This is a genomic window from Ruegeria sp. BI11, assembly GCF_056538005.1.
The window spans coordinates 35603-54823 of sequence record NZ_JBQFSM010000007.1; the positions used below are offsets into that span (position 1 = coordinate 35603).

A 19221-nucleotide genomic window follows, 5' to 3' on the forward strand; every position below is an offset into this window, starting at 1 on the left:
CTCGAGCCGTTAGTGTCCGCGACACTGTTTTAATCTCACGTCAAAACTGATCCGCAATAACGACGATCAGCGGAAATAAATGGGTCCTAGGCCTATGAGTATGCCGCACTCGTTTGATCGGTCAGCTTACCCGAGGCCAGTGTTGCCAGCGCCACCATTGCACTAGCGGTGCCGAGAACCAATGGAAGGCCTCCGATCTGATAGGTCAGGCCGGACAGTACGGTGCCCAACAGGCGGCCCGTCGCGTTGGCCATATAGTAAAACCCAACATCCATCGTCACCCGTTCCGATTTGGTGAAGGCCAGGATCAGGTAGGAATGTAGCGAAGAGTTGACTGCAAAGACCACCCCGAACACCAGCAAACCCAGGACTAGCGTGACGGTAAGCCATATTTCAGGGCCAGAGGATACCAGCACCGCAAACGTCAGTGCGGCAGGGACGCAAAACAGGGCCGCGCCCCAGCCGCGAGTGGCGCGGATCAGGTCAGCTTCGCTGCGTTCACTGGCACGAAGAATTTTAGGCGCGCTAGCCTGAACGGCGCCATATAGGATGACCCAGACCGCCATGAAGGTGCCAATCATGAAGAAGGTTGCACGATTGCCTTCTGTGGTGCCGTCGGACAGGACTGCGTAGAAATAGATCGGGATGCCGACCACGAACCACACATCTCGGGCCCCAAAAAGGAAAACACGTGCGGCCGATAGCCAGTTCACATTGGCAGATTTTGAAAATACCTCGGAGAACTTTGCGCCCTTGCGGCCCTTGGGCAGACCTGCGGGCATGAACAGTATGACTGCAATCATGATCAATGCGAGAACAGCGGCCATAATCAGAATGGCCATCATGAATCCCAAGGTTGCCAACATTATGGCACCCAGCAGAAAACCCAGCCCTTTCACCGCGTTCTTTGAGCCTGTCAGAACCGCAACCCAACGAAACAGCCCACCGCCCTCGGTCGGCGCAAGCAGTTTCACGGAAGATTTCGAAGACATCTTGGCCAGATCCTTGGCCACTCCGCTGGCCCCCTGCACCATCATTACGAAGGCCACGGAAACAGTGATGGTCCAATTCGGATCCAGCTGCGTCATCGCCAGTAATGCCAGAACCTGAAGCCCCAACCCAGCGTAAAGCGTCGAGGTCAAGCCGAACCGGGCCGCAATCCAGCCTGCCGTCAGATTGGTCACGATCCCCGCAATCTCATACAAAACAAACAGATAGGCTAGCTGTACTGGCGAGAACCCCAACGTATGAAAGTGCAATAGCACCAACATGCGCAGCGCCCCGTCGGTTAGCATAAAGGCCCAATAGGCTGCCGTAACCGCGATATAGGCCGACAGGCCCTCGGGCCGTTGGGTCACAGCCCCGCTCCAACCATCAGGGCAACGTCGACTAGGCGATGCGCATAGCCCATTTCATTGTCGTACCAGGCGTAGACCTTCACCTGCGTTCCGTTCACCACCATGGTCGACGGCGCATCCACGATCGAGGACCGTTCGTCATTGGTGTAATCGGTCGACACCAAAGGTCGGGTTTCATAGCCGAGGATACCTTTCAGTTCCTCTTCGGCGGCGGCTTTGAACAATGCGTTGACTTCTTCGGCGGAGGTTTCCCGCTCTACTTCGAACACGCAGTCCGTCAGTGAGGCGTTCAGCAGCGGCACTCGTACCGCATGGCCGTTCAACCGCCCCTTAAGTTCTGGGTAGATCAGTGTTATTGCCGTGGCCGATCCTGTGGTGGTGGGGATCAGAGAATTCAACGCAGAGCGCGCGCGTCGCAGATCCTTGGCCGGTCGGTCCACGATGGTTTGCGTATTGGTTACGTCATGGATTGTGGTCATCGAACCGTGGCGGATGCCCAGATTTTCATGGATTACCTTGACCACCGGGGCCAGGCAGTTGGTGGTGCACGAGGCTGCGGTAACGATCCGGTGTTGTGCCGGATCATAGGTGGCTTCGTTGACACCCATGACGATATTTGCGGTTGGACCATCCTTGACCGGGGCCGAAACGACGACCTTTTTCACACCAGCTTCGAAATAGGGGGCTAGCTTGGCTTCGGTTTTGAACACACCAGTGCAATCAATCACCACATCGACGCCGTCCAAGGGCAGGGCGTTCAGGTCCTTGGCGCCGATGAAAGGCAGGCGGGTGCCATTAATCGTGACACTGTCTGCATTATGCTCGAACCTGGCATCCCAACGACCGTGGACCGTGTCGAATTCCAACAGATGCGCATGCATCTCGGGGTCACCCACAGCATCATTGATCCAGGCGATGTTCACGCCTTTTTCCAAAAGGGGTTTCAAGACCAGTTTTCCCATCCGGCCCAGACCGTTCAGTGCGTAGGTTGTCATTGTTCTTCCTCGACAGGCGTTCTGCCGATGTCATCGACAGCAGATTGTAATGCGATCCGGTCGAGGCTTTCGACCGGCAAAGAAGTGAAGGCTTCGATCCGGCGCTTGAGCGCGCCATAGGCGTTCTGGAAGGCCAGGCTTTTCTCGGCATCCGTGCCGATTGCTTGGACCGGATCCACCATGCCCCAATGACCGCTGATCGGCTGGCCCTCCCAGGCAGGGCATTCCTCGTTTGCAGCTTTGTTGCAGACGGTGAAGACGAAATCCAACTCGGGCGCGTCAGGCCCGGAAAATTCAGAGGTGCTTTTGGACCGTAGCGTCGAAGTATCGTGCCCTTTGTCCTCAAGTACCTGTAAGGCCATCGGGTTCAGCTCGGAAAACGATTTTGTCCCAGCTGAATAGACGTTGAACCGGTCTCCGGCGATGTCTCGAAGCAGGGTTTCAGCAAAAATGGAGCGCGCCGAGTTGCCGACGCAAATGAACAATACATTGAATTTTCGATCCGTCATTGTGCCTTTCCCTTGTCCGGACGGCATGCAGATGTCAGGGCGGCCACGGCAGCAATCGTTCAGCAGAAAACCGATCATGTTCTGCACATTCTTCATTTCAACCGAATAAAGCAGAGAGGTTCCCGACCGCTCTTGCGTCACCAGCCCTGACCGTTGCAGCGCATTTAGATAGTTCGACAGGGTGCTGGGTTTGATACCCAGCTCTGTCGCCAGTTCGCCCGCCGGAACAGTGTCAGGAAAGCGTCGCATCAATATGCGAAACACTGAGATGCGCTGTGGGTGGCCGAGAACAGCGAGTTGCGTTGTAGTTTCTCCTATCATAATTCATGAAATATAGAAATAAAGAATACTTGTCAATCGAACTTTGCAACCCATACAGTGGTGAGCCGTTCGAACAAATGTATCAGGACTGAGTTTGTGGCCTGTGTTTCACGCTACATTGCGCCAATGTACCCAGCGCTTTCCCAGGTTCTGTTCGCCCGTCAAGGCCGTTTAAAAATAGGCGGGGCGCTATGAAAATCTTTTGTCAAAATATACTTCTTTTACGGATGCGTCGTCGGCGCTGGGGTGTACAAACCCCTCATTTCGACGCAACTCTCCTGCAGTTTCCTGGAAATGGTTTTTCATACTGCGTGAAAAATGAGCGGTGCTTTTGTAACCACACTCATGAGCGATCTGCGCATGGCTCATGCGAGTATGAAGCAGAAGTCGCTTGGCATTCTCAGAGCGCCTTTGCCAGATGTATCTGCTTGGCGTGATACCCAGCGATTTCCTGAAGGCGGTATTGAAGTGCTGCGGAGACAGCGAGACATGGTTGGCCACGAATTCCGCCGACAATTCGCCGTCTCCGATCCTGTCGTGAATGAGCCTGACAGCTTCAAGAATTTTAGGCGGGATCTTTTGTTCGGCTTTGCTTCTGCGCGCTTCCAGAAGGAAGCTGCGACATACGGTTATGCCCAAGGCGTTTCGTAAACTGTTCAGGTCGGTAGAAGATTGTTGTCCCACGCCAAGGCCGATCTCTTGCAGCTTTTGCAGCCTGTCGGGAATTCGTATCGCATCGTACTCCTCAAACGCCTGAGCAAACTTACTTTCAGTCAAATTTGGCAGGAAGCCTTCGCACCAGCTGACCTGGGTGGTCACATTTCGGTCGTACAGGAATTCGAATTTTGCACGGCCAGCAAATATTCCAACATGCCCACTTTGGACGCGTAGCGATCCTACTTCTGATTTCATTGTGCAAGCACCGGTGCGAACTGCAATCAACGCCAGATAAGGCCGCAGAATGGGCCCAAAAGTCCCGCCGTGCTGGTATACCGCCTGACCGAAAGAAAATCCGCGAACCTGAACGAATAGTTGCTCCATCTCTTCTCCGGAATCAGTCGGTGTCGGCTAAATAGCTGCGCGTTGCGTGGTGTTCGCACTTGGGAACAGGACGTAAAGAAAGTAGCCGAGAATCTTAACTACAGTCAATAATTAGGGAAACAGAGTCATGTTTAGATTGATCTGAATCAACAAGACTGCAAACCAACCGCGTTGTGAAGTGTTCAGACGCTCAGACAGCCAGCCTTCGGAGTGCCAGCTATGTTTCAGTCAGTGAATCACTCGAAATTTGCCAGCGAGCTGCCGAGAGGCTGCACGTTTGATGAAAACGATTGGCGGATACTTTCGAATTTCTGGCATCCGGTCGCCTATGCACATGACGTGTCAGACAAGCCCGTCAAAGCGCGTCTGCTGGATGTGGATCTTGTGCTCTATCGCACGTCCGAGGGTGTATCGGTAGCACGCGACATCTGCCCGCATCGCGGAACCCGATTGAGTGCAGGTTGGGTTCGCGACAATACCCTGGTATGCCCGATGCATGGGTTGTGCTTCGACCATTCCGGCCAATGCACAAAAATTCCCTCGATGCCGGATCAGAACGCAAGAATTCCACCCAAGATGCGTCTGTACTCGGTCTTGAGTGAAGAGAGATACGGTATTGTGTGGGCTTGCCTGAGCGGTGAACCCAACTGGACCCTTCCGACATGGGAGATGCTGGACGACCCCGGGATCAAGCTCAATTTCATTCCATCGGGTACCTGGATGGCATCGGCCAGCCGACATGTCGAGAACTTCAACGATCTGGCGCATTTCCCGTTTGTTCACGGAGACACTTTTGGCAATGAAATCCCGGCCCCGCTGCCCTTGTACAAAGTACACGAAACCGATTACGGGCTGACCTTCGATATGCCCTATCTAGAAGGCGGCAACCGTTTTCCGGATGGGGTCGAAGCTGAAGATCGCAATGTGATCTATACGTATGAACTGACGTTCCCGTTCAGTACTGCCATTTATATCAAGCCGATCGACAGCGATTACGTCCAGATCATCGCCGACACCGTGTGTCCGGTTTCGGCGCATGAATCAAAATTGTTTCAGATCATCACCGACAACACTGATGAGCCGGATGCAGAGTATCTGATCAAGGAATCCTCGCAGATCAACGAAGAAGACAAACCTCTGGTTGAGGGTCAGCATCCCGAAGATCTGCCATTGGATCTGACCGAAGAAATTCACATTCCGGCGGACCGAATTTCCCTGGAATACCGGCGCGCACTGGCCAAGAAATTCGGGCTCGGCGCCCCGATCGCTAGCTAAGAAGAAAGAGCAACGATGACCGTCACCCTTATCAAGGTGGAAATCAGGGAAAAGTCGGTTCTGGCTCAGGATATCGCCGGGCTGGAACTGGTGGCTGCAGGCGACAAGCCGTTGCCCGCCTTTACCGCAGGGTCGCATATCGACGTTCATCTGAAGGATGGTGTGATCCGTCAGTATTCTCTTTGCAACGATCCGTCCGAGACGGGCCGTTATTGTCTGGGCGTCTTGCGGGAAACGGATGGCAGGGGCGGGTCTGAGGCCGTGCATGAACTGGATGTCGGCCAGCGGGTTGAGATCAGCGAGCCCCGTAATCATTTTACCCTGTCGGATAAGGCTAAGCATTCTCTGTTGATTGCAGGGGGCATAGGTATCACTCCGATCTTGTCCATGGCGCAAGCGCTGCACGCACAGGGTGCCTCGTTCGACCTGCACTATTGCGCTCGCACCGCTGATCGGATGGCCTTTCGCGAGGACCTGCTGGCGTCGGACTTCGCGGATCGGGTGCATCTACATTTCGATGATGGAGCCGAGGATCAGAAATTCGACATTGCCGGGCTTCGTCAGACTCCGGATGCGGGTAGTCATCTGTACGTCTGTGGCCCGACCGGGTTCATGGATGCTGTGCTGGACGCGGCCCACAAGGGTTGGCCTTCAGATGCCATTCATCGTGAGTATTTCGCGGTCGACCCGCCCGGAACGGATGGAGATGACCGCCCTTTCAAGGTCAAGATCGCAAGCACCGGTCAGATCATTGATGTTCCGGCCGAAAGGGCCGTCATCGACGTGCTGGAAGAAATGGGATTCGACATCCCCAAATCATGTGAGCAAGGCATCTGCGGCACTTGCGTCACCAAAGTTCTCGAAGGCACGCCCGATCATCGGGATTATGTGCTGACGGAGGAAGAACACGCAGAAAACGACCAGATGACCGTGTGCTGTTCTCGGGCGCACTCGGACCTACTGGTTTTGGATTTATGACATCCATAAACAATAGGGGATAATACGATGCGCAAAAGAACATTTCTGAAATCCGCCAGTGCCCTGACTTTGGGATTTGGTACTTTCATGGCTTCCACGCAGTTTGCCGCTGCCGAGGATCCAGAAGACCTTAACATTGCTATCATCCTGTCGGCGGGCATTGAATCAAGCTGGGATGGAACGCTTATTCAATCGCTTGAGCGGGTGCAGGCGGAAAAGCCGCACGATCTGGACATTTCATGGCAATATACCGACCCGCTTTGGGGTGACGATGCGGGTGACGCGATGCGCCTGTTTGCCGAGTCAGGCGAATATGACATCATCTGGGCGCATTCGACCTATTCCGATCAGGTCAAGAAACTGAAGGATGAGTTCCCCGAAATCATGTTTGTCGTGGTCGGGTCGGGGAACGAAGGTCTGGGTGGGAACCAGTACTGGGTTTACAAGCGTGTGCATGAATCGGCCTATGCGCTGGGTATTCTTGCGGGCAATCTGACCGAATCCAATACCTTGGGTGTTGTAGGCACTTATCCCGCCGATGATATCAACGACCTAATCAATGCCTTTTTTGCCGGGGCCAAGTCGGTCAATCCCGACGTGACCCAGAAGGTAGCCTTCATCGAAAGCTGGTATGATCCGGGCAAGGCGTCCGAGATGACTTCGGCCCAGATTTCGACCGGGGCGGATATCATTTACCAGTTGGCTGGAAATTTTCAGCCCTGCGAAGAGGCGGGTATAATTTGCTTCTCGAATTTTGGGGATGATCACCACTATTCTCCGTCGACCATCCTGTCCAGCTCGCTGGCGAACTGGGACCCGGATGTAAAATGGGTCGTCGACGAATGGTGGGCCAACAAGGTCGACGGTAAGCCGTTCGACGGCAATACCGAGATCATCTGGCGCGGGATGGCCGAGGGCGGGACAAGCATAGCTCCTTATTATGATCTGGCTGACAAGATTCCCGACGACATCAAGGCAGAAGTTCAGTCGACACTGGACGATATTGCATCGGGCGCGCTGACGGTCGAACTCGACGTATCACAGCCCAAGTCCGATTGAAGGACTGACAAACCGTTTATCTGATCCCGGTGCAATGCCTGCACCGGTGTAGAGCGATGCACCCGAACAAAATGATGGACTCTCTGATGCCACCGATTTTGCGAACACGGAGCCTGACCAAGCGCTTTCCCGGCGTGATTGCGAATGAAGACGTAAGTTTCGATCTTGAAGCTGGCGAAATTCATTGTCTGTTCGGCGAAAACGGCGCGGGGAAATCGACTCTATCGTCGTGTTTGTTCGGGTTCTACCAACCCGAGGGAGGTGGCCTGGAGCTAAAGGGGGAACCTGTCGAGTTCCGCTCTCCAAGGGACGCTATTCATGCTGGTATCGGAATGGTGCATCAGCATTTTGTCCTAGTTCCCGATTTTACCGTGTTGGAAAACATCATGGTCGGGACCCATGACGTCGGCTGGAAACTGCACCAGGACGAAGCACGTGCGCGTGTGGATGAGCTGTGCCGGGAATATGATATCGACCTTGATCCTAATGTGCTGGTCCGAGACCTTGCGGTTGGGCAGCAGCAATGGGTCGAAATTCTCAAGGCGCTGTATTTGAACGCCGAAATCCTGATCCTGGATGAACCCTCCGCGGTGTTGACGCCGGAAGAATCCGTTCGCCTGTTTCGAATCATTAACCATATGAAAGACCTTGGAATTTCCATCGTTCTGATCAGCCACAAGATGGTCGAGGTGATGCAGTCTGACCGTGTCACTGTCCTGCGCAAGGGCAGGGTGGTTGGAACAGTTAGATCCGGCGAAGTGACGCCCAAGGAGCTGACCCGAATGATGGTTGGGCGCGACGTTGAACTGCGGGTCATTCGCGATCGGGCAACCGAAGATGAGACCGCGAAAGAGACCGTCTTAGTGGTGGACAACCTGAGCTTCCGAGACAACCGAGATAATCTGGCGCTGGATCAGGTCAGCCTGACAATCGGCCGTGGTGAGATACTGGGGCTGGCGGGTGTGTCCGGCAACGGGCAGAAAGAGCTGTTTGAAATCCTCTCTGGTATCCTTGTTCCTGCCAGTGGAGAAGTGACGCTGGCCGGTGAAAGGATCGAAGGTCTGCCATCGCGTCACTACATGGATCGCGGTGTGGGGCTGGTGCCTGATGACCGCTTTCGCGAGGGGTTGATCCCCGAGTTTGATATTCAGGAAAACATGATCCTGGGTTGGCAGCGCCATGACGACTATACTCAAGGGCCGTTCCTGAACCACAAGCAGATCGGCACAGTCGCCGAAGGGCTGATTGACGAGTTTCAGATCAAAACCCCATCGGCCGCTACTCCGGTTAATCACTTGTCTGGCGGCAATGCACAAAAGGTCATTTTGGCGCGCGAATTTGTGCATTCGAACAAGTTACTTTTGGCCAATCAGCCAACGCGTGGGTTGGATCTGGGGGTGATCGAATATGTCTATAAACAGATCATCGCCAAACGGGACGAGGGGTATGCGGTTCTGCTGGCATCGGAAGAACTGGAAGACCTGCTGAACCTTTCTGACCGCATCGCCGTTATCTCGGGTGGCCGGATCACGGGTGTCGTCGATCCCGAAAATACCTCTGTTGAAGAAATCGGCCTGCTGATGGCCGGACAAAGGAAGGAGGCTGCGGAATGACCTCCATCGAACGTGACACCCAGGTATCGCGCGCGCCCAGCCGATTCAGGATCGAACCGCGAGTGAACCGCAAACCGATCTGGACATTCTCGATGTATTTCCTGGCAACAGTGCTAGGGCTTTTACTCTCCGCCCTGCTGCTTTGGACCAGCGGGGCAGATGTGGTCAAAGCCTTTTCAGCGTTGTTGAAAGGTGGTTTTGGAAGCCAAAAGGCAATCGTTGCCACGCTGTCCAAGGCAACGCCGCTAATCCTGACTGGCCTCGCTACGGTGGTCGCTTTCCGGGCTCAAGTTTGGAGCATCGGACAAGAAGGTCAAGTCTACGCCGGGGCGATGGGGGCTTACACGGGCTATCTGATGCTCGCCGGTTTGCCGCCCGTCTTGTACGTCACCGGCATCATTCTTTGTGGAATGATCGGGGGGGCCATATTGGGGGCGCTGGCAGCAATCCTGAAGGACCGGTTCGATGTGAATGAGATCATCTCGACCGTAATGATGAACTATCTGATCGTATTCCTGTTGTCTTATCTGATTGGTGGCGGACCATGGACGGAGGTGTCAGAGTCGGTGGTCTACCAGCAATCCGCACCGATCAGCGAGGCGGCGCAACTGCCTGCTTTGTTTGGCAGCGCTAAGCTGCATCTGGGTCTGGTCTTCGCCATCGTCGCGGCACTGGTTTGTTATGTCGTTCTGGACAAAACGCCGCTTGGATATGAGATCCGTGCAATGGGCTATAATCCAGTCGCGCTGGCATATCGCGGCACCAATATTGGGCGCACCATCATCGTGGTGATGATCCTCAGTGGTGCAATAGCCGGTCTGGCCGGGGTATCCGAAATCTTCGGCACTGCGCACAGACTGCGCTCGGACACGCTGTTTGGTCTTGGTTATACCGGCATCATCATTGGCATGATCGGTGGCTTACGTCCCCTCGGTACGGTCGTAGCAGGGATCATCTTTGGCGGGCTCAGCAGCGGCGCGCTTTACATGAAACTTCTTGCGCAAGTTCCCGCCGCGCTGGTTCCGGCGATGGAAGGCATCCTGATGCTGACCTTTCTCTGCGCCGGGGTGGCCGCACGCTACAAAATCGTAAGGACCCAGACAAATGAGTGAGTTGTTTCAACAAACCATTCTGATCAGCATCCTTGCGGGTATGGTGCGTATCGCAACGCCGATCCTGTTCGCAGCGATCGGAGAGCTTGTCACCCAGCGTGCAGGTATCTGGAACATGGGTGTGGAAGGCACCATGCTGATGGGTGCGTTTACCGCCTATTTTGTCGCCACGGCCACCGGTTCGATCTGGTTTGCCGTGTTTATGGCGATGGTTGCTGGTGCATTGGTCGGGCTGATCATCGCCTTCATGACCGTGACCATGCGGGTGGACCATTTTATCACCGGACTTGCCGTTAATCTGTTGATCGCGGGGCTCACGCTCTACTGGTTTCGCATGTATATCAGAGGGCGGGCACAGCCCACTTTTGACGGTTTCGACAATGCTCCGATCCCGATCCTTTCCTCAATTCCGATCGTCGGCGAAATCCTGTTTGACCAGCGTCTGCTGACATATGTCGCCTTCGCTGCCGTGCCGGCGGTCTGGTATCTGCTTTACCGAACCCGCTGGGGGTTAGAACTGCGCTGTCTGGGTGAAAACCCAAAGGCGCTGGACATCAAGGGCCTCAGCGTCTCGGTCCGTCAATATGCTGCAGTGTTGTTCGGTAGCGTGATGACCGGACTTGGCGGTGGCTTTCTGATGCTTGGATTTTCCGACCGGTTTCTTGCCGATATCACTGCCGGGCGCGGCTGGCTGGCGATTGTGGCGTTGATCGCGGGCAACTGGATGCCCAAGGGCGTATTGGCGGCCGTGCTGATCTTTGCCCTGCTCGAAAGCGTGGCAACTCATGTTCAGGTGCTGGGCATCGACGTGCCGCATCAGATTTTCTTAGCGCTTCCTTACCTGGCTTCGATCCTTTTGCTGATGGGTTTGCGTCGTCGGTCCAGGCAGCCACTGCGACTGGGCATCCCGTATTTCCGCTGATCCGTAATGAGGAGAGCATTCATGACACACGCTACATGCACTGATCCGGTCGTTCTCGCACAGTGGCACCCTCTTTCTTCGGTGGACGAAATGGTGCCTGGCAAGGTTCACGATACGGTTCTGCTGGGTCAGAAATTGTCATTTGCCTTGGATGCAAACGGACAGGCACATGTATGGCATCATACATCTGATGCGCCCAGCGGTATGGCTTTTGTACCTGGCAAAACCGGGGATCAGGTCCTGTCGCAAATAGAGTACGGCTATATCTGGGCTTGTCTGGGCACAGACCCCGAGCCTTTGTTTTCCTTTTCGGAATATCATGAATCCGATCGGCGCTTTGTACCGACAGGGATGTTTGGCGTGAACGTTTCGGCAGGCCGCGCAGTCGAGAATTTCCTTGATATGGGCCATTTCCCCTACGTTCATACAGGTATTCTCGGCGAGGAACCTCATACCGAAGTCAAAGAGTACGATGTCGAAGTTTCAGAAACCCGCGACGAGGTTCTGGCCACGCGCTGTCGGTTCTATCAGCCGCAGGCAGCGCTTTCTTCGGATGAGGGGGCGGATGTGGAATACACCTATCGTGTCCCGCACCCGAATTGCTCTATCCTATATAAATCCAGCCCCAATGACCCAAGCCGCAGGGATGCAATTTATCTGTTTATTCAGCCGGTCGGTCCCGAGAGCATTTTGGCGCATACGGGCATGTGCATTCTGGATGAGGAAAGCTCGTATCAGGCTATCCGGTATTTTCAGCAGGTAATCTTCGGGCAGGACAAACCAATCCTGGAAAATCAGATGCCTAAGCGATTGCCGTTGGACCCGCGGGCCGAAACGCCGATCCGCGCCGACAAATCCGCAATTGCCTATCGCCGATGGCTGAGCAGCAAAGGTCTGACTTATGGCGTTATCCCGGTTTCCAACCCCTGAACCATTCAATTCCACGGAGGATACCATGACCTGCGACAACAAAATTCTGTTGAACGACTGGCATGTTGTTGCCGAGGCTAACCTGTTGGCCTTTGGCGACGTACAACGAACCGTATTGTTTGAAGAGCCTGTCTATGTGTCACGGGATGGAAATGGCACAGTCCAGATCAGGCATGGTACTGCGCAGGGGCCAGAGCTGCCCTTGCAGGAAAAATACGGGTTCATCTGGACGTGCCTTGGCACCCCGGACCGCGACATCATTCATGTACCGGAAGCTTTTGAGTCTGACCGGTATCTGGTCAGCGGTGGATCGTTCGGCGTCAAGGTTTCGGGATTGCGTGTAGTCGAGAATTTCCTGGATATGGGTCATTTCCCCTTTGTACACACCGGTTGGCTGGGCGAGGAGCCGCATACGGAGGTGCAGCCCTATGAGGTGGAACTGACCAAGGATGACGAGATCATCGCGTCGGAATGCTTCTTTTATCAGCCTCAGGCTTCACCGACCGCCGAAGGCGGGATCATGGTGGAATATACCTATCGCGTCTACCGGCCCTATACCGTAGCCCTCTACAAAACAAACCCGACCTATCCTGAGCGCAACGACTATATCGTGCTGTTCGTGCAGCCGGTCGGACCCGAAGACTGCATCGTGCATCCGTACCTCTGCTACGTCAAAGACGGGATGGAAGAAGATACGCTGCGCTGGTTCATGCAGCTGATCTTTGCACAGGATAAGCCGATCCTGGAAAACCAGGTTCCCCGCAAATTGCCACTTGATCCCCGAGCTGAAACGCCGATCCGCGCGGACAAGGTCGCCATTCTCTATCGCCGCTGGCTGAGGGACCACAAGGTCACCTTCGGCACGCTGCCAGCAGTCGCCTGAGCCGGCACAGAAAGGACTTTTCATGACTACCGAACTTCATTCGCAATGGATCCCGATCGCGTCCAGCTCGGATCTGCCACTGCGCCATGTGTATCAGGCTAAGCTTTTGGGGCGTGAATTTGCGGTGTGGCGTGCCGATGACGGCTATGTCAATATTTGGGAGAACCGCTGCCTTCACCGTGGTGTGCGCCTTTCCATCGGCATCAATGACGGGCGCGAGCTGAAATGCCAGTATCACGGTTGGCGCTATGCCAATCGTACGGCGGGCTGCACTTATATCCCAGCCCACCCGGCAGACGCACCGGCACGGACGATCTGCAACAATACCTATCCTGCGCACGAAGCGCATGGTTTGGTGTGGTGTGGCGAGCAAGCCGTAGGTGATATCCCGGTACTAGATGGGTTCGAAACCGCAACCGTTCTGCGGCCTATCCCGGTCAATGCGCCCCGAGATTTCGTGATCAACGCACTGAAAGACTATAGCTTTAGCGATGGCTGCGTGGGATCGGTGAATGACGACGGATCGGTGACGATAACGGCTGCGGACGGTGATGCGGTACGCTTTTTCGTGCAGCCTTGTGACAGCAACCACAGTGTCATTCGCGGGCTGGCAAACAACGCTGTGCAGGGGGCGGAACACGTTGCACTATTGCGGTTGTACAACCGGACTCTGACAGCCTTACGCAGTGAAATCGAAGCACAGGCCGCGCAACTCGAAACGCCCGAACCAATGACCGCTCCGATCGGTCGGGTATCCGAGGAGCTGGTCGACATTCCGCCGGTCAGTACCGATGGGCGCAAGGCTGACTTGCGCGTGCAGGTCGCGGCAAAAGAGATGACCGCCGAAGGCGTCGTTAGCCTGCGATTGGAACCTTTGACCGGCAGCCGGCTACCAACATTTCAGCCCGGCGCTCATATTGACGTTCATCTACAAAACGGACTGATACGCCAGTATTCATTGACTAATGGGCCCGGTGAAACGGATCACTACACTATTGGTGTGAAACGCGAACCGGACAGTCGGGGAGGCTCTGCTGCCATCCATGACAGTGTCAGCAAGGGTGATGTCCTGGCAATCTCGGTGCCGCGCAACAATTTCCCTTTGCGCCGGGATGCAGTGAAAACAATCTTTGTCGCCGGGGGCATTGGCGTTACGCCGCTTTTATCGATGGCACGGACTTTGAACAGCCAAGATATGGGCTTTGAGTTCCACTATTTCGTTCAATCCGACGACCACGTGGCTTTCAAGCGGGCCATTGGTGAATTCGACCGGGCCGCGACCCTTCACAAAGGCCTGTCGCCGGATAACACCGTCGCCACTTTGCGCAAGGTTCTGACCGAACCCGGTCGTGCCCGCCATGTCTATATCTGTGGTCCGGGCCCGATGCTTGAGGCGGCTCGTCAGGTCGCCTCAGATTGCGGCTGGTCCGACGAAGCGGTGCATTTCGAGTATTTCAAGAACACAGTTGAGCTGGATGATACCAACAGTTTCGAAATTGATCTGGCTCGCTCGGCCATGACGCTGACGGTGCCAGCTGGTCAGACCATCCTAAGTGTATTGCGGGAGAACGGGATAAACATGGGCAGTTCTTGCGAGCAGGGCGCTTGTGGCACTTGCCGGTGCGGCGTGATCGAAGGCGAGGTGCTGCATCAGGACGTCTACCTATCTGATAGCGAAAAGGCCGAAGGCAAGTCCATCATGACCTGCGTGAGCCGGGCTAAATCCGACCGTCTTATTCTGGATATCTGAGGTGCATCATGATCAAGCTTTATGACTACGAACTATCTGGCAACTGCTACAAGTTGCGATTGCTGATGTCCTTTCTGGGTATCGAGTTCGAAACGGAGAAGATCGACTTTTATCCGGGCTTGCAACACAAGTCCGATGAGTTTCTGCAGCTTAACCCGCTGGGGCAACTGCCGGTGATCGACGATGACGGGCTGGTGTTGCGCGACGCGCAGGCGATACTGGTCTATCTGGCGACGAAATATGATGGGTCAGGTAAGTGGTACCCAACCGCCGATCCGGCATTGTTGGGCCAGGTATCGCAGTGGTTGGCTTTCGCCGATGGAATTACGTCAACGGCGTCCGCCGCCCGGTTGCACGACAGCTTGCTGTATCGCCATCTCGACATTGATGCAGCCCGCGCCGGGGCTCACAGGCTTTTCCGTATTCTCGACGAACATCTGTATTTTGCCGAGCTGGACGGGCAGGACTGGATCTGCCCAGGCGATCATCCGACCATCGCCGATATCGCCTGTTTCCCCTACATCATGCTTAGCGAAGATGGAGGCATATCGCGGATGGATTATCCGGCGATCCGCCGCTGGTGCGATCGGTTCAAACGCCTTCCTGGCTTCGTCGTAATGTCCGGCGTGTTCCCGGCCGGGCCAGCGGCCAAAGATGGGACTGAGAAAGCCGCGTAACAAAGACACTCCCTTTCGCCGCATACCCGTGCGGCGAATCTCGGCGTCCGGTCCGAGATGCGACAACTTTGGGCCGGACGCCACCTTTGATGACTTTCCAAGTAAGGACAATCTAATGATGAAAACTCGCGCTGCAGTCGCTCTTGCCCCTGGTAAACCGCTTGAGGCGATGGACGTGAACCTGGAGGGCCCCCGCGCCGGAGAAGTTCTGGTTGAGATCAAGGCCACGGGTCTGTGCCACACCGATGAATTCACCCGATCGGGTGACGACCCCGAAGGCATTTTCCCCGCAATTCTTGGGCATGAAGGTGCTGGTGTGGTGATCGAAGTGGGTGAAGGTGTCACTTCGTTGGAGGTTGGTGATCATGTGATCCCGCTTTACACACCCGAATGTCGTGAGTGCGAATACTGTCTGAACCCCAAAACCAACCTGTGCCAGGCCATTCGTTCGACGCAGGGGCAGGGGTTGCTGCCCGACGGCAGCACCCGGTTTTCAATGCTGGATGGAACACCGATTCACCATTACATGGGGTGTTCCACCTTCGCCAACCATACCGTTGTTCCCGAGATCGCGCTGGCCAAGATCCGCAAGGACGCACCGTTCGACAAGGTCTGCTATATCGGCTGTGGTGTCACCACCGGGATTGGTGCGGTCATCAACACGGCCAAGGTCGAGATCGGCTCGCGCGGAGTGGTTTTTGGATTGGGCGGCATCGGATTGAATGTCATTCAGGGTCTGCGGCTGGCCGGAGCGGACCAGATCGTTGGGGTCGACTTGAATGACAGCAAGGCCGACATGGCGCGCGAATTCGGGATGACCGATTTCGTCAATCCATCGAAAGTGGACGGTGACCTGGTCGCGCATTTGGTTGAGGTAACCAACGGCGGGGCGGATTATACATTTGACGCCACCGGCAATGTTGGTGTTATGCGCACCGCGCTGGAATGCGCGCACAAAGGCTGGGGTGAATCGATCATCATTGGCGTGGCGCCCGCAGGAGCCGAAATTTCGACCCGCCCGTTCCAGCTTGTCACTGGGCGTAGTTGGCGCGGCACAGCCTTTGGTGGTGCTTCCGGCCGTACAGACGTACCCAAGATCGTAGACTGGTACATGGATGGCAAGATCGAGATCGATCCGATGATCACCCACAAACTGACTCTGGATCAGATCAATGAAGGTTTCGACCTGATGCACGAAGGCAAATCCATTCGTGCAGTGGTCGAGTTCTGATCTATGGGGGTTTTTGAACCTACGTCCTGTCTCGGTGGCAAAAACGCGGCTTAAAGCAAAGGCTGGTCCCTGTATAACGAAAGGCCAGACCGACGACAAAAAAGCCAGATGCGTTACACCAGTTGTCACTGTGGACGCGCCTGCAAATCGCGTTGGTCTGAGCATTTCGTCCAAGGGTGCCTGGACTAGTCTGTCGCTTGTAGAGGTCAAAACGTACTGGATCATCAGTGGCCCGACCGAAAGCGTACCTTCCATGCATGATGCTACATTAACCATCATCTCCGGCGCCGATGGGCAGCCCGGAAAACACCGTCTCGCTATCATCGATTGCAGCAAAACTTTTGACGCCGGAGACCCCAAAAACCGATGGATCGGACACCAGACGTTAGTCAAAGTTCGGCAGACTGAGATCTTTGTTCTTGAAAAATAGTAGTTACCATCGTCCAAAATGATCACACCGATTGTACACAAGCGTTTTGGTCCTTCGGTCGTGGTGGCCTTGCAGCATGAGAATTTGGCTTCTCGCTGTAATTCACGTTTGGTTTACCGCAAAAACCTGCAAGCCCCGAAATTATTGGTATGGAGCTTAGTGGCATGGGTTTTCCAGGGGGTTCCTGTTCTCGCGGTGCAAACGGTAACGATCCATAAAAAATAGATGGCAATTAGAAAGTCTAGGCTTCAGCCTGAGGGGTGGACGTGAAACGTTCTTTTCCGATTTTTGGTTGTAGGAACACAAAGTATTGGGTGGCGCTAGCGCCAGGCACCAAGAGCAATACGCTCGGTCAGGTTGTTTATGACCATGGGTCTCTAGTTGAAGTTCGACCGGAATTTCTGTGAAACCCTTTGATCACCAAGGCCTAAAGAACTGTTGACTGGTTTACTTCAACATACTTGCGCATAAAGGCAGAGATGATTTTCTTTGATCCTGTGGGTCAGTCGACTGACCATGCGACGCGAGGTGTGGATGAGTCTTATTCAATCTATCGATGAATTTATCCAAAGAAACATTTGGTTTGCCGTTCTCGCAGTTACGTTGTTTGTGCTCTGGGTTGTTTGGCGACCGCACCGGGCGATGGCGTTGTCGCGACCGGTGGCCGGTATTCATCAGATCCTCAACCTTATAGGGGGGTTTCTGACCGTCTCAGCGGTTATGTCACTGCATGCACTGTTGAGCCTGAGACTTGATGCCGGTCAGCACGCAGATCTGGCCGCCAAGCTGGAATTTTCCACCTTTCTGATTGTGTACGTCACCGTCAGTGTTGTAATCGCAAGATCCATTGAACTGCTGTGGATTTCACGTTCCAGTTTCATTGATGAAGGCTATATCCCTGGATTGCCGCGCGTGCTGCTGTTTGGCGCGGCCATTATTCTTAGCCTCACGACGTTTGGGGTAAGTCACGGTCTTTCGATAAACGGTCTGTACTTGTCGACTGGCGCGATGGCAGCAATCATTGCATTTGCGATGCAGCGCACATTGGGGGACTTGTTTTCCGGTATTTCGCTAAGTGTCGAGCATCCGTTCAAAATCGGAGATTGGATAGAGCTTGAGGATGGAACGAAAGGTGAGGTTCGGGACCTGAACTGGAGGGCGACCCGGCTAAGGGCGTGGGACAATACGACGTTGATTGTGCCAAACAGCAAACTCGCGGCACAGAAATTTCGAAATCTGCATGGCCCTGATCATCGCTATTCCCCGATGTACACTGTGACCCTGCCGCCCGAAATTGACCCCCGTTTCGCCAAGTCGCTCTTGCTTGAGGTCGCGCTCAAGTGCAAACGATTGAGTAAAACGCCATTGCCCAGCGTGCGCCTGGTCGACTCGGGGAAAATTCCGTATCGGTACATCGTTTGGCTGCACTTTCCGAACTACCCGGCAATGTTTGCAGGTCGAGAAGAGTTTTTTCGGGAGCTTCACTATGCGCTCAAGCAGGCGGGAATTCAAAGTGCCCCGTCTATGCAGGATGTCAGGTTTCAGGCAGCCGAAAAAGTTGTGGCAACACCACCGACGACGCTTCACGCCTTACGCAGTCTGGATTTTGCATCATTGTTTGACGAAGCCGAGCTTGAAAGCCTGAACTCTCGCAGCTACTCGGCGATTTTTGATGCAGGTACAGTTGTTCTGCCCGAAGGTGAAATTTCTCCGTCTGTCTATATTGTTTTGAACGGGGTTATTGAAACCAGTGTTACCGATGCCTCTGGGAAAACACGAATTCTCAATCCGCTGGTGTCTGGCGAGTATTTCGGTCTGGCCTCTATGCTGACCGATGCGCCGTCGTTTCAGACGTTCACCGCGTCGAGTGATGTCGTGCTGGTGCAAATTGATCGAATGTGCTTTAAGGACATTGCGTCTCAACGTGAAGACCTTTTGCAGGGGTTCGCGGAAATTGTCGAAAATAGAATGGCGATCGCTGCAAACATGAAGAACGACCTAGGCTCGAAACGCGCAGGGCGTTTGGCGGACGTTTTCCAGCGGATCGAGAAAATCCTGAGCAGCTAATTTCGACAGGAATTGTTTTAGCCTTCAATGGCTACAGAGGCGTCGTTTGCTGTGACGCCTTGGCCTGTCG

Annotated in this window: 16 protein-coding genes; 12 read left to right on the forward strand and 4 right to left on the reverse strand. The window is 54.6% G+C overall.

The genetic code is table 11. The features are described from left to right. Nucleotides 1-92 precede the first annotated feature (92 nt). From arsJ to ACR0DT_RS15545, 4 genes are all read right to left on the reverse strand, one after another. Nucleotides 93-1358: an organoarsenical effux MFS transporter ArsJ gene (gene arsJ / locus ACR0DT_RS15530; protein ID WP_480711627.1), complete on the reverse strand. Its 1266-nt coding sequence runs from the start codon at nt 1356-1358 to the stop codon at nt 93-95. Beyond that, a complete protein-coding gene (locus ACR0DT_RS15535; RefSeq protein ID WP_480711628.1) occupies nt 1355-2353 on the reverse strand; it encodes an ArsJ-associated glyceraldehyde-3-phosphate dehydrogenase in 999 nt (332 codons plus the stop codon). The genes arsJ and ACR0DT_RS15535 overlap by 4 nt, the downstream gene beginning before the upstream one ends. Then, nucleotides 2350-3183 (reverse strand): arsenate reductase/protein-tyrosine-phosphatase family protein, encoded by an 834-nt coding sequence (locus ACR0DT_RS15540; RefSeq protein ID WP_480711629.1) that lies wholly within the window; start codon nt 3181-3183, stop codon nt 2350-2352. Before ACR0DT_RS15540 ends, ACR0DT_RS15535 begins: the two co-directional genes overlap by 4 nt. A 189-nt stretch (nt 3184-3372) precedes the next feature. Continuing rightward, a complete protein-coding gene (locus ACR0DT_RS15545) occupies nt 3373-4224 on the reverse strand; it encodes a helix-turn-helix domain-containing protein (RefSeq protein ID WP_480711630.1) in 852 nt (283 codons plus the stop codon). A 219-nt stretch (nt 4225-4443) separates the two neighbouring features. Between ACR0DT_RS15545 and ACR0DT_RS15550 the strand changes: the two genes are divergently transcribed. The 12 genes from ACR0DT_RS15550 to ACR0DT_RS15605 all read left to right on the forward strand — a co-directional run bounded on the left by ACR0DT_RS15550 (nt 4444) and on the right by ACR0DT_RS15605 (nt 19151). Next, on the forward strand, nt 4444-5499 hold the full coding sequence (locus ACR0DT_RS15550) for a Rieske 2Fe-2S domain-containing protein (protein ID WP_480711631.1): 1056 nt from the start codon (nt 4444-4446) through the stop codon (nt 5497-5499). A gap of 15 nt (nt 5500-5514) precedes the next feature. Continuing rightward, a complete protein-coding gene (locus ACR0DT_RS15555; RefSeq protein ID WP_480711632.1) occupies nt 5515-6477 on the forward strand; it encodes a PDR/VanB family oxidoreductase in 963 nt (320 codons plus the stop codon). 27 nt (nt 6478-6504) lie between these two features. After that, on the forward strand, nt 6505-7536 hold the full coding sequence (locus ACR0DT_RS15560; protein ID WP_480711633.1) for a BMP family lipoprotein: 1032 nt from the start codon (nt 6505-6507) through the stop codon (nt 7534-7536). An 86-nt stretch (nt 7537-7622) separates the two neighbouring features. Next, the gene (locus ACR0DT_RS15565) at nt 7623-9149 is read left to right on the forward strand and encodes an ABC transporter ATP-binding protein (RefSeq protein WP_480711634.1); all 1527 of its coding nucleotides are present in this window, start codon (nt 7623-7625) and stop codon (nt 9147-9149) included. Continuing rightward, on the forward strand, nt 9146-10261 hold the full coding sequence (locus ACR0DT_RS15570) for an ABC transporter permease (protein ID WP_480711635.1): 1116 nt from the start codon (nt 9146-9148) through the stop codon (nt 10259-10261). Before ACR0DT_RS15565 ends, ACR0DT_RS15570 begins: the two co-directional genes overlap by 4 nt. Further along, nucleotides 10254-11183: an ABC transporter permease gene (locus ACR0DT_RS15575; RefSeq protein ID WP_480711636.1), complete on the forward strand. Its 930-nt coding sequence runs from the start codon at nt 10254-10256 to the stop codon at nt 11181-11183. The genes ACR0DT_RS15570 and ACR0DT_RS15575 overlap by 8 nt, the downstream gene beginning before the upstream one ends. Before the next feature lie 21 nt (nt 11184-11204). Continuing rightward, entirely contained in the window at nt 11205-12113 is a 909-nt protein-coding gene (locus tag ACR0DT_RS15580) for an aromatic ring-hydroxylating dioxygenase subunit alpha (protein WP_480711637.1), read from the forward strand. Between the two features lie 25 nt (nt 12114-12138). Further along, nucleotides 12139-12996 carry an aromatic ring-hydroxylating dioxygenase subunit alpha gene (locus ACR0DT_RS15585; protein ID WP_480711638.1) on the forward strand — a complete coding sequence of 286 codons (858 nt, stop codon included), beginning with the start codon at nt 12139-12141 and terminating at the stop codon, nt 12994-12996. 22 nt (nt 12997-13018) lie between these two features. Next, a complete protein-coding gene (locus tag ACR0DT_RS15590; protein ID WP_480711639.1) occupies nt 13019-14746 on the forward strand; it encodes a Rieske 2Fe-2S domain-containing protein in 1728 nt (575 codons plus the stop codon). Nucleotides 14747-14754: 8 nt separating this feature from the next. Further along, nucleotides 14755-15423 (forward strand): glutathione S-transferase family protein, encoded by a 669-nt coding sequence (locus ACR0DT_RS15595; RefSeq protein WP_480711640.1) that lies wholly within the window; start codon nt 14755-14757, stop codon nt 15421-15423. 118 nt (nt 15424-15541) lie between these two features. Beyond that, entirely contained in the window at nt 15542-16654 is a 1113-nt protein-coding gene (locus ACR0DT_RS15600) for an S-(hydroxymethyl)glutathione dehydrogenase/class III alcohol dehydrogenase (protein WP_480711823.1), read from the forward strand. 964 nt (nt 16655-17618) lie between these two features. Beyond that, the gene (locus ACR0DT_RS15605) at nt 17619-19151 is read left to right on the forward strand and encodes a mechanosensitive ion channel domain-containing protein (RefSeq protein ID WP_480711641.1); all 1533 of its coding nucleotides are present in this window, start codon (nt 17619-17621) and stop codon (nt 19149-19151) included. Nucleotides 19152-19221 lie beyond the last annotated feature (70 nt).

Bases quoted from the DNA above. Each gene is read 5' to 3' on its own strand.
- ACR0DT_RS15590 (WP_480711639.1), top strand. From the start codon at position 13,019: ATGACTACCGAACTTCATTCGCAATGGATCCCGATCGCGTCCAGCTCG.
- ACR0DT_RS15550 (WP_480711631.1), top strand. From the start codon at position 4,444: ATGTTTCAGTCAGTGAATCACTCGAAATTTGCCAGCGAGCTGCCGAGA.
- ACR0DT_RS15595 (WP_480711640.1), top strand. From the start codon at position 14,755: ATGATCAAGCTTTATGACTACGAACTATCTGGCAACTGCTACAAGTTG.
- ACR0DT_RS15535 (WP_480711628.1), bottom strand. From the start codon at position 2,353: ATGACAACCTACGCACTGAACGGTCTGGGCCGGATGGGAAAACTGGTC.
- ACR0DT_RS15560 (WP_480711633.1), top strand. From the start codon at position 6,505: ATGCGCAAAAGAACATTTCTGAAATCCGCCAGTGCCCTGACTTTGGGA.
- ACR0DT_RS15570 (WP_480711635.1), top strand. From the start codon at position 9,146: ATGACCTCCATCGAACGTGACACCCAGGTATCGCGCGCGCCCAGCCGA.
- ACR0DT_RS15580 (WP_480711637.1), top strand. From the start codon at position 11,205: ATGACACACGCTACATGCACTGATCCGGTCGTTCTCGCACAGTGGCAC.
- ACR0DT_RS15540 (WP_480711629.1), bottom strand. From the start codon at position 3,183: ATGATAGGAGAAACTACAACGCAACTCGCTGTTCTCGGCCACCCACAG.
- ACR0DT_RS15605 (WP_480711641.1), top strand. From the start codon at position 17,619: ATGAGTCTTATTCAATCTATCGATGAATTTATCCAAAGAAACATTTGG.
- ACR0DT_RS15555 (WP_480711632.1), top strand. From the start codon at position 5,515: ATGACCGTCACCCTTATCAAGGTGGAAATCAGGGAAAAGTCGGTTCTG.
- ACR0DT_RS15585 (WP_480711638.1), top strand. From the start codon at position 12,139: ATGACCTGCGACAACAAAATTCTGTTGAACGACTGGCATGTTGTTGCC.
- ACR0DT_RS15545 (WP_480711630.1), bottom strand. From the start codon at position 4,224: ATGGAGCAACTATTCGTTCAGGTTCGCGGATTTTCTTTCGGTCAGGCG.
- ACR0DT_RS15565 (WP_480711634.1), top strand. From the start codon at position 7,623: ATGCCACCGATTTTGCGAACACGGAGCCTGACCAAGCGCTTTCCCGGC.
- ACR0DT_RS15575 (WP_480711636.1), top strand. From the start codon at position 10,254: ATGAGTGAGTTGTTTCAACAAACCATTCTGATCAGCATCCTTGCGGGT.
- ACR0DT_RS15600 (WP_480711823.1), top strand. From the start codon at position 15,542: ATGAAAACTCGCGCTGCAGTCGCTCTTGCCCCTGGTAAACCGCTTGAG.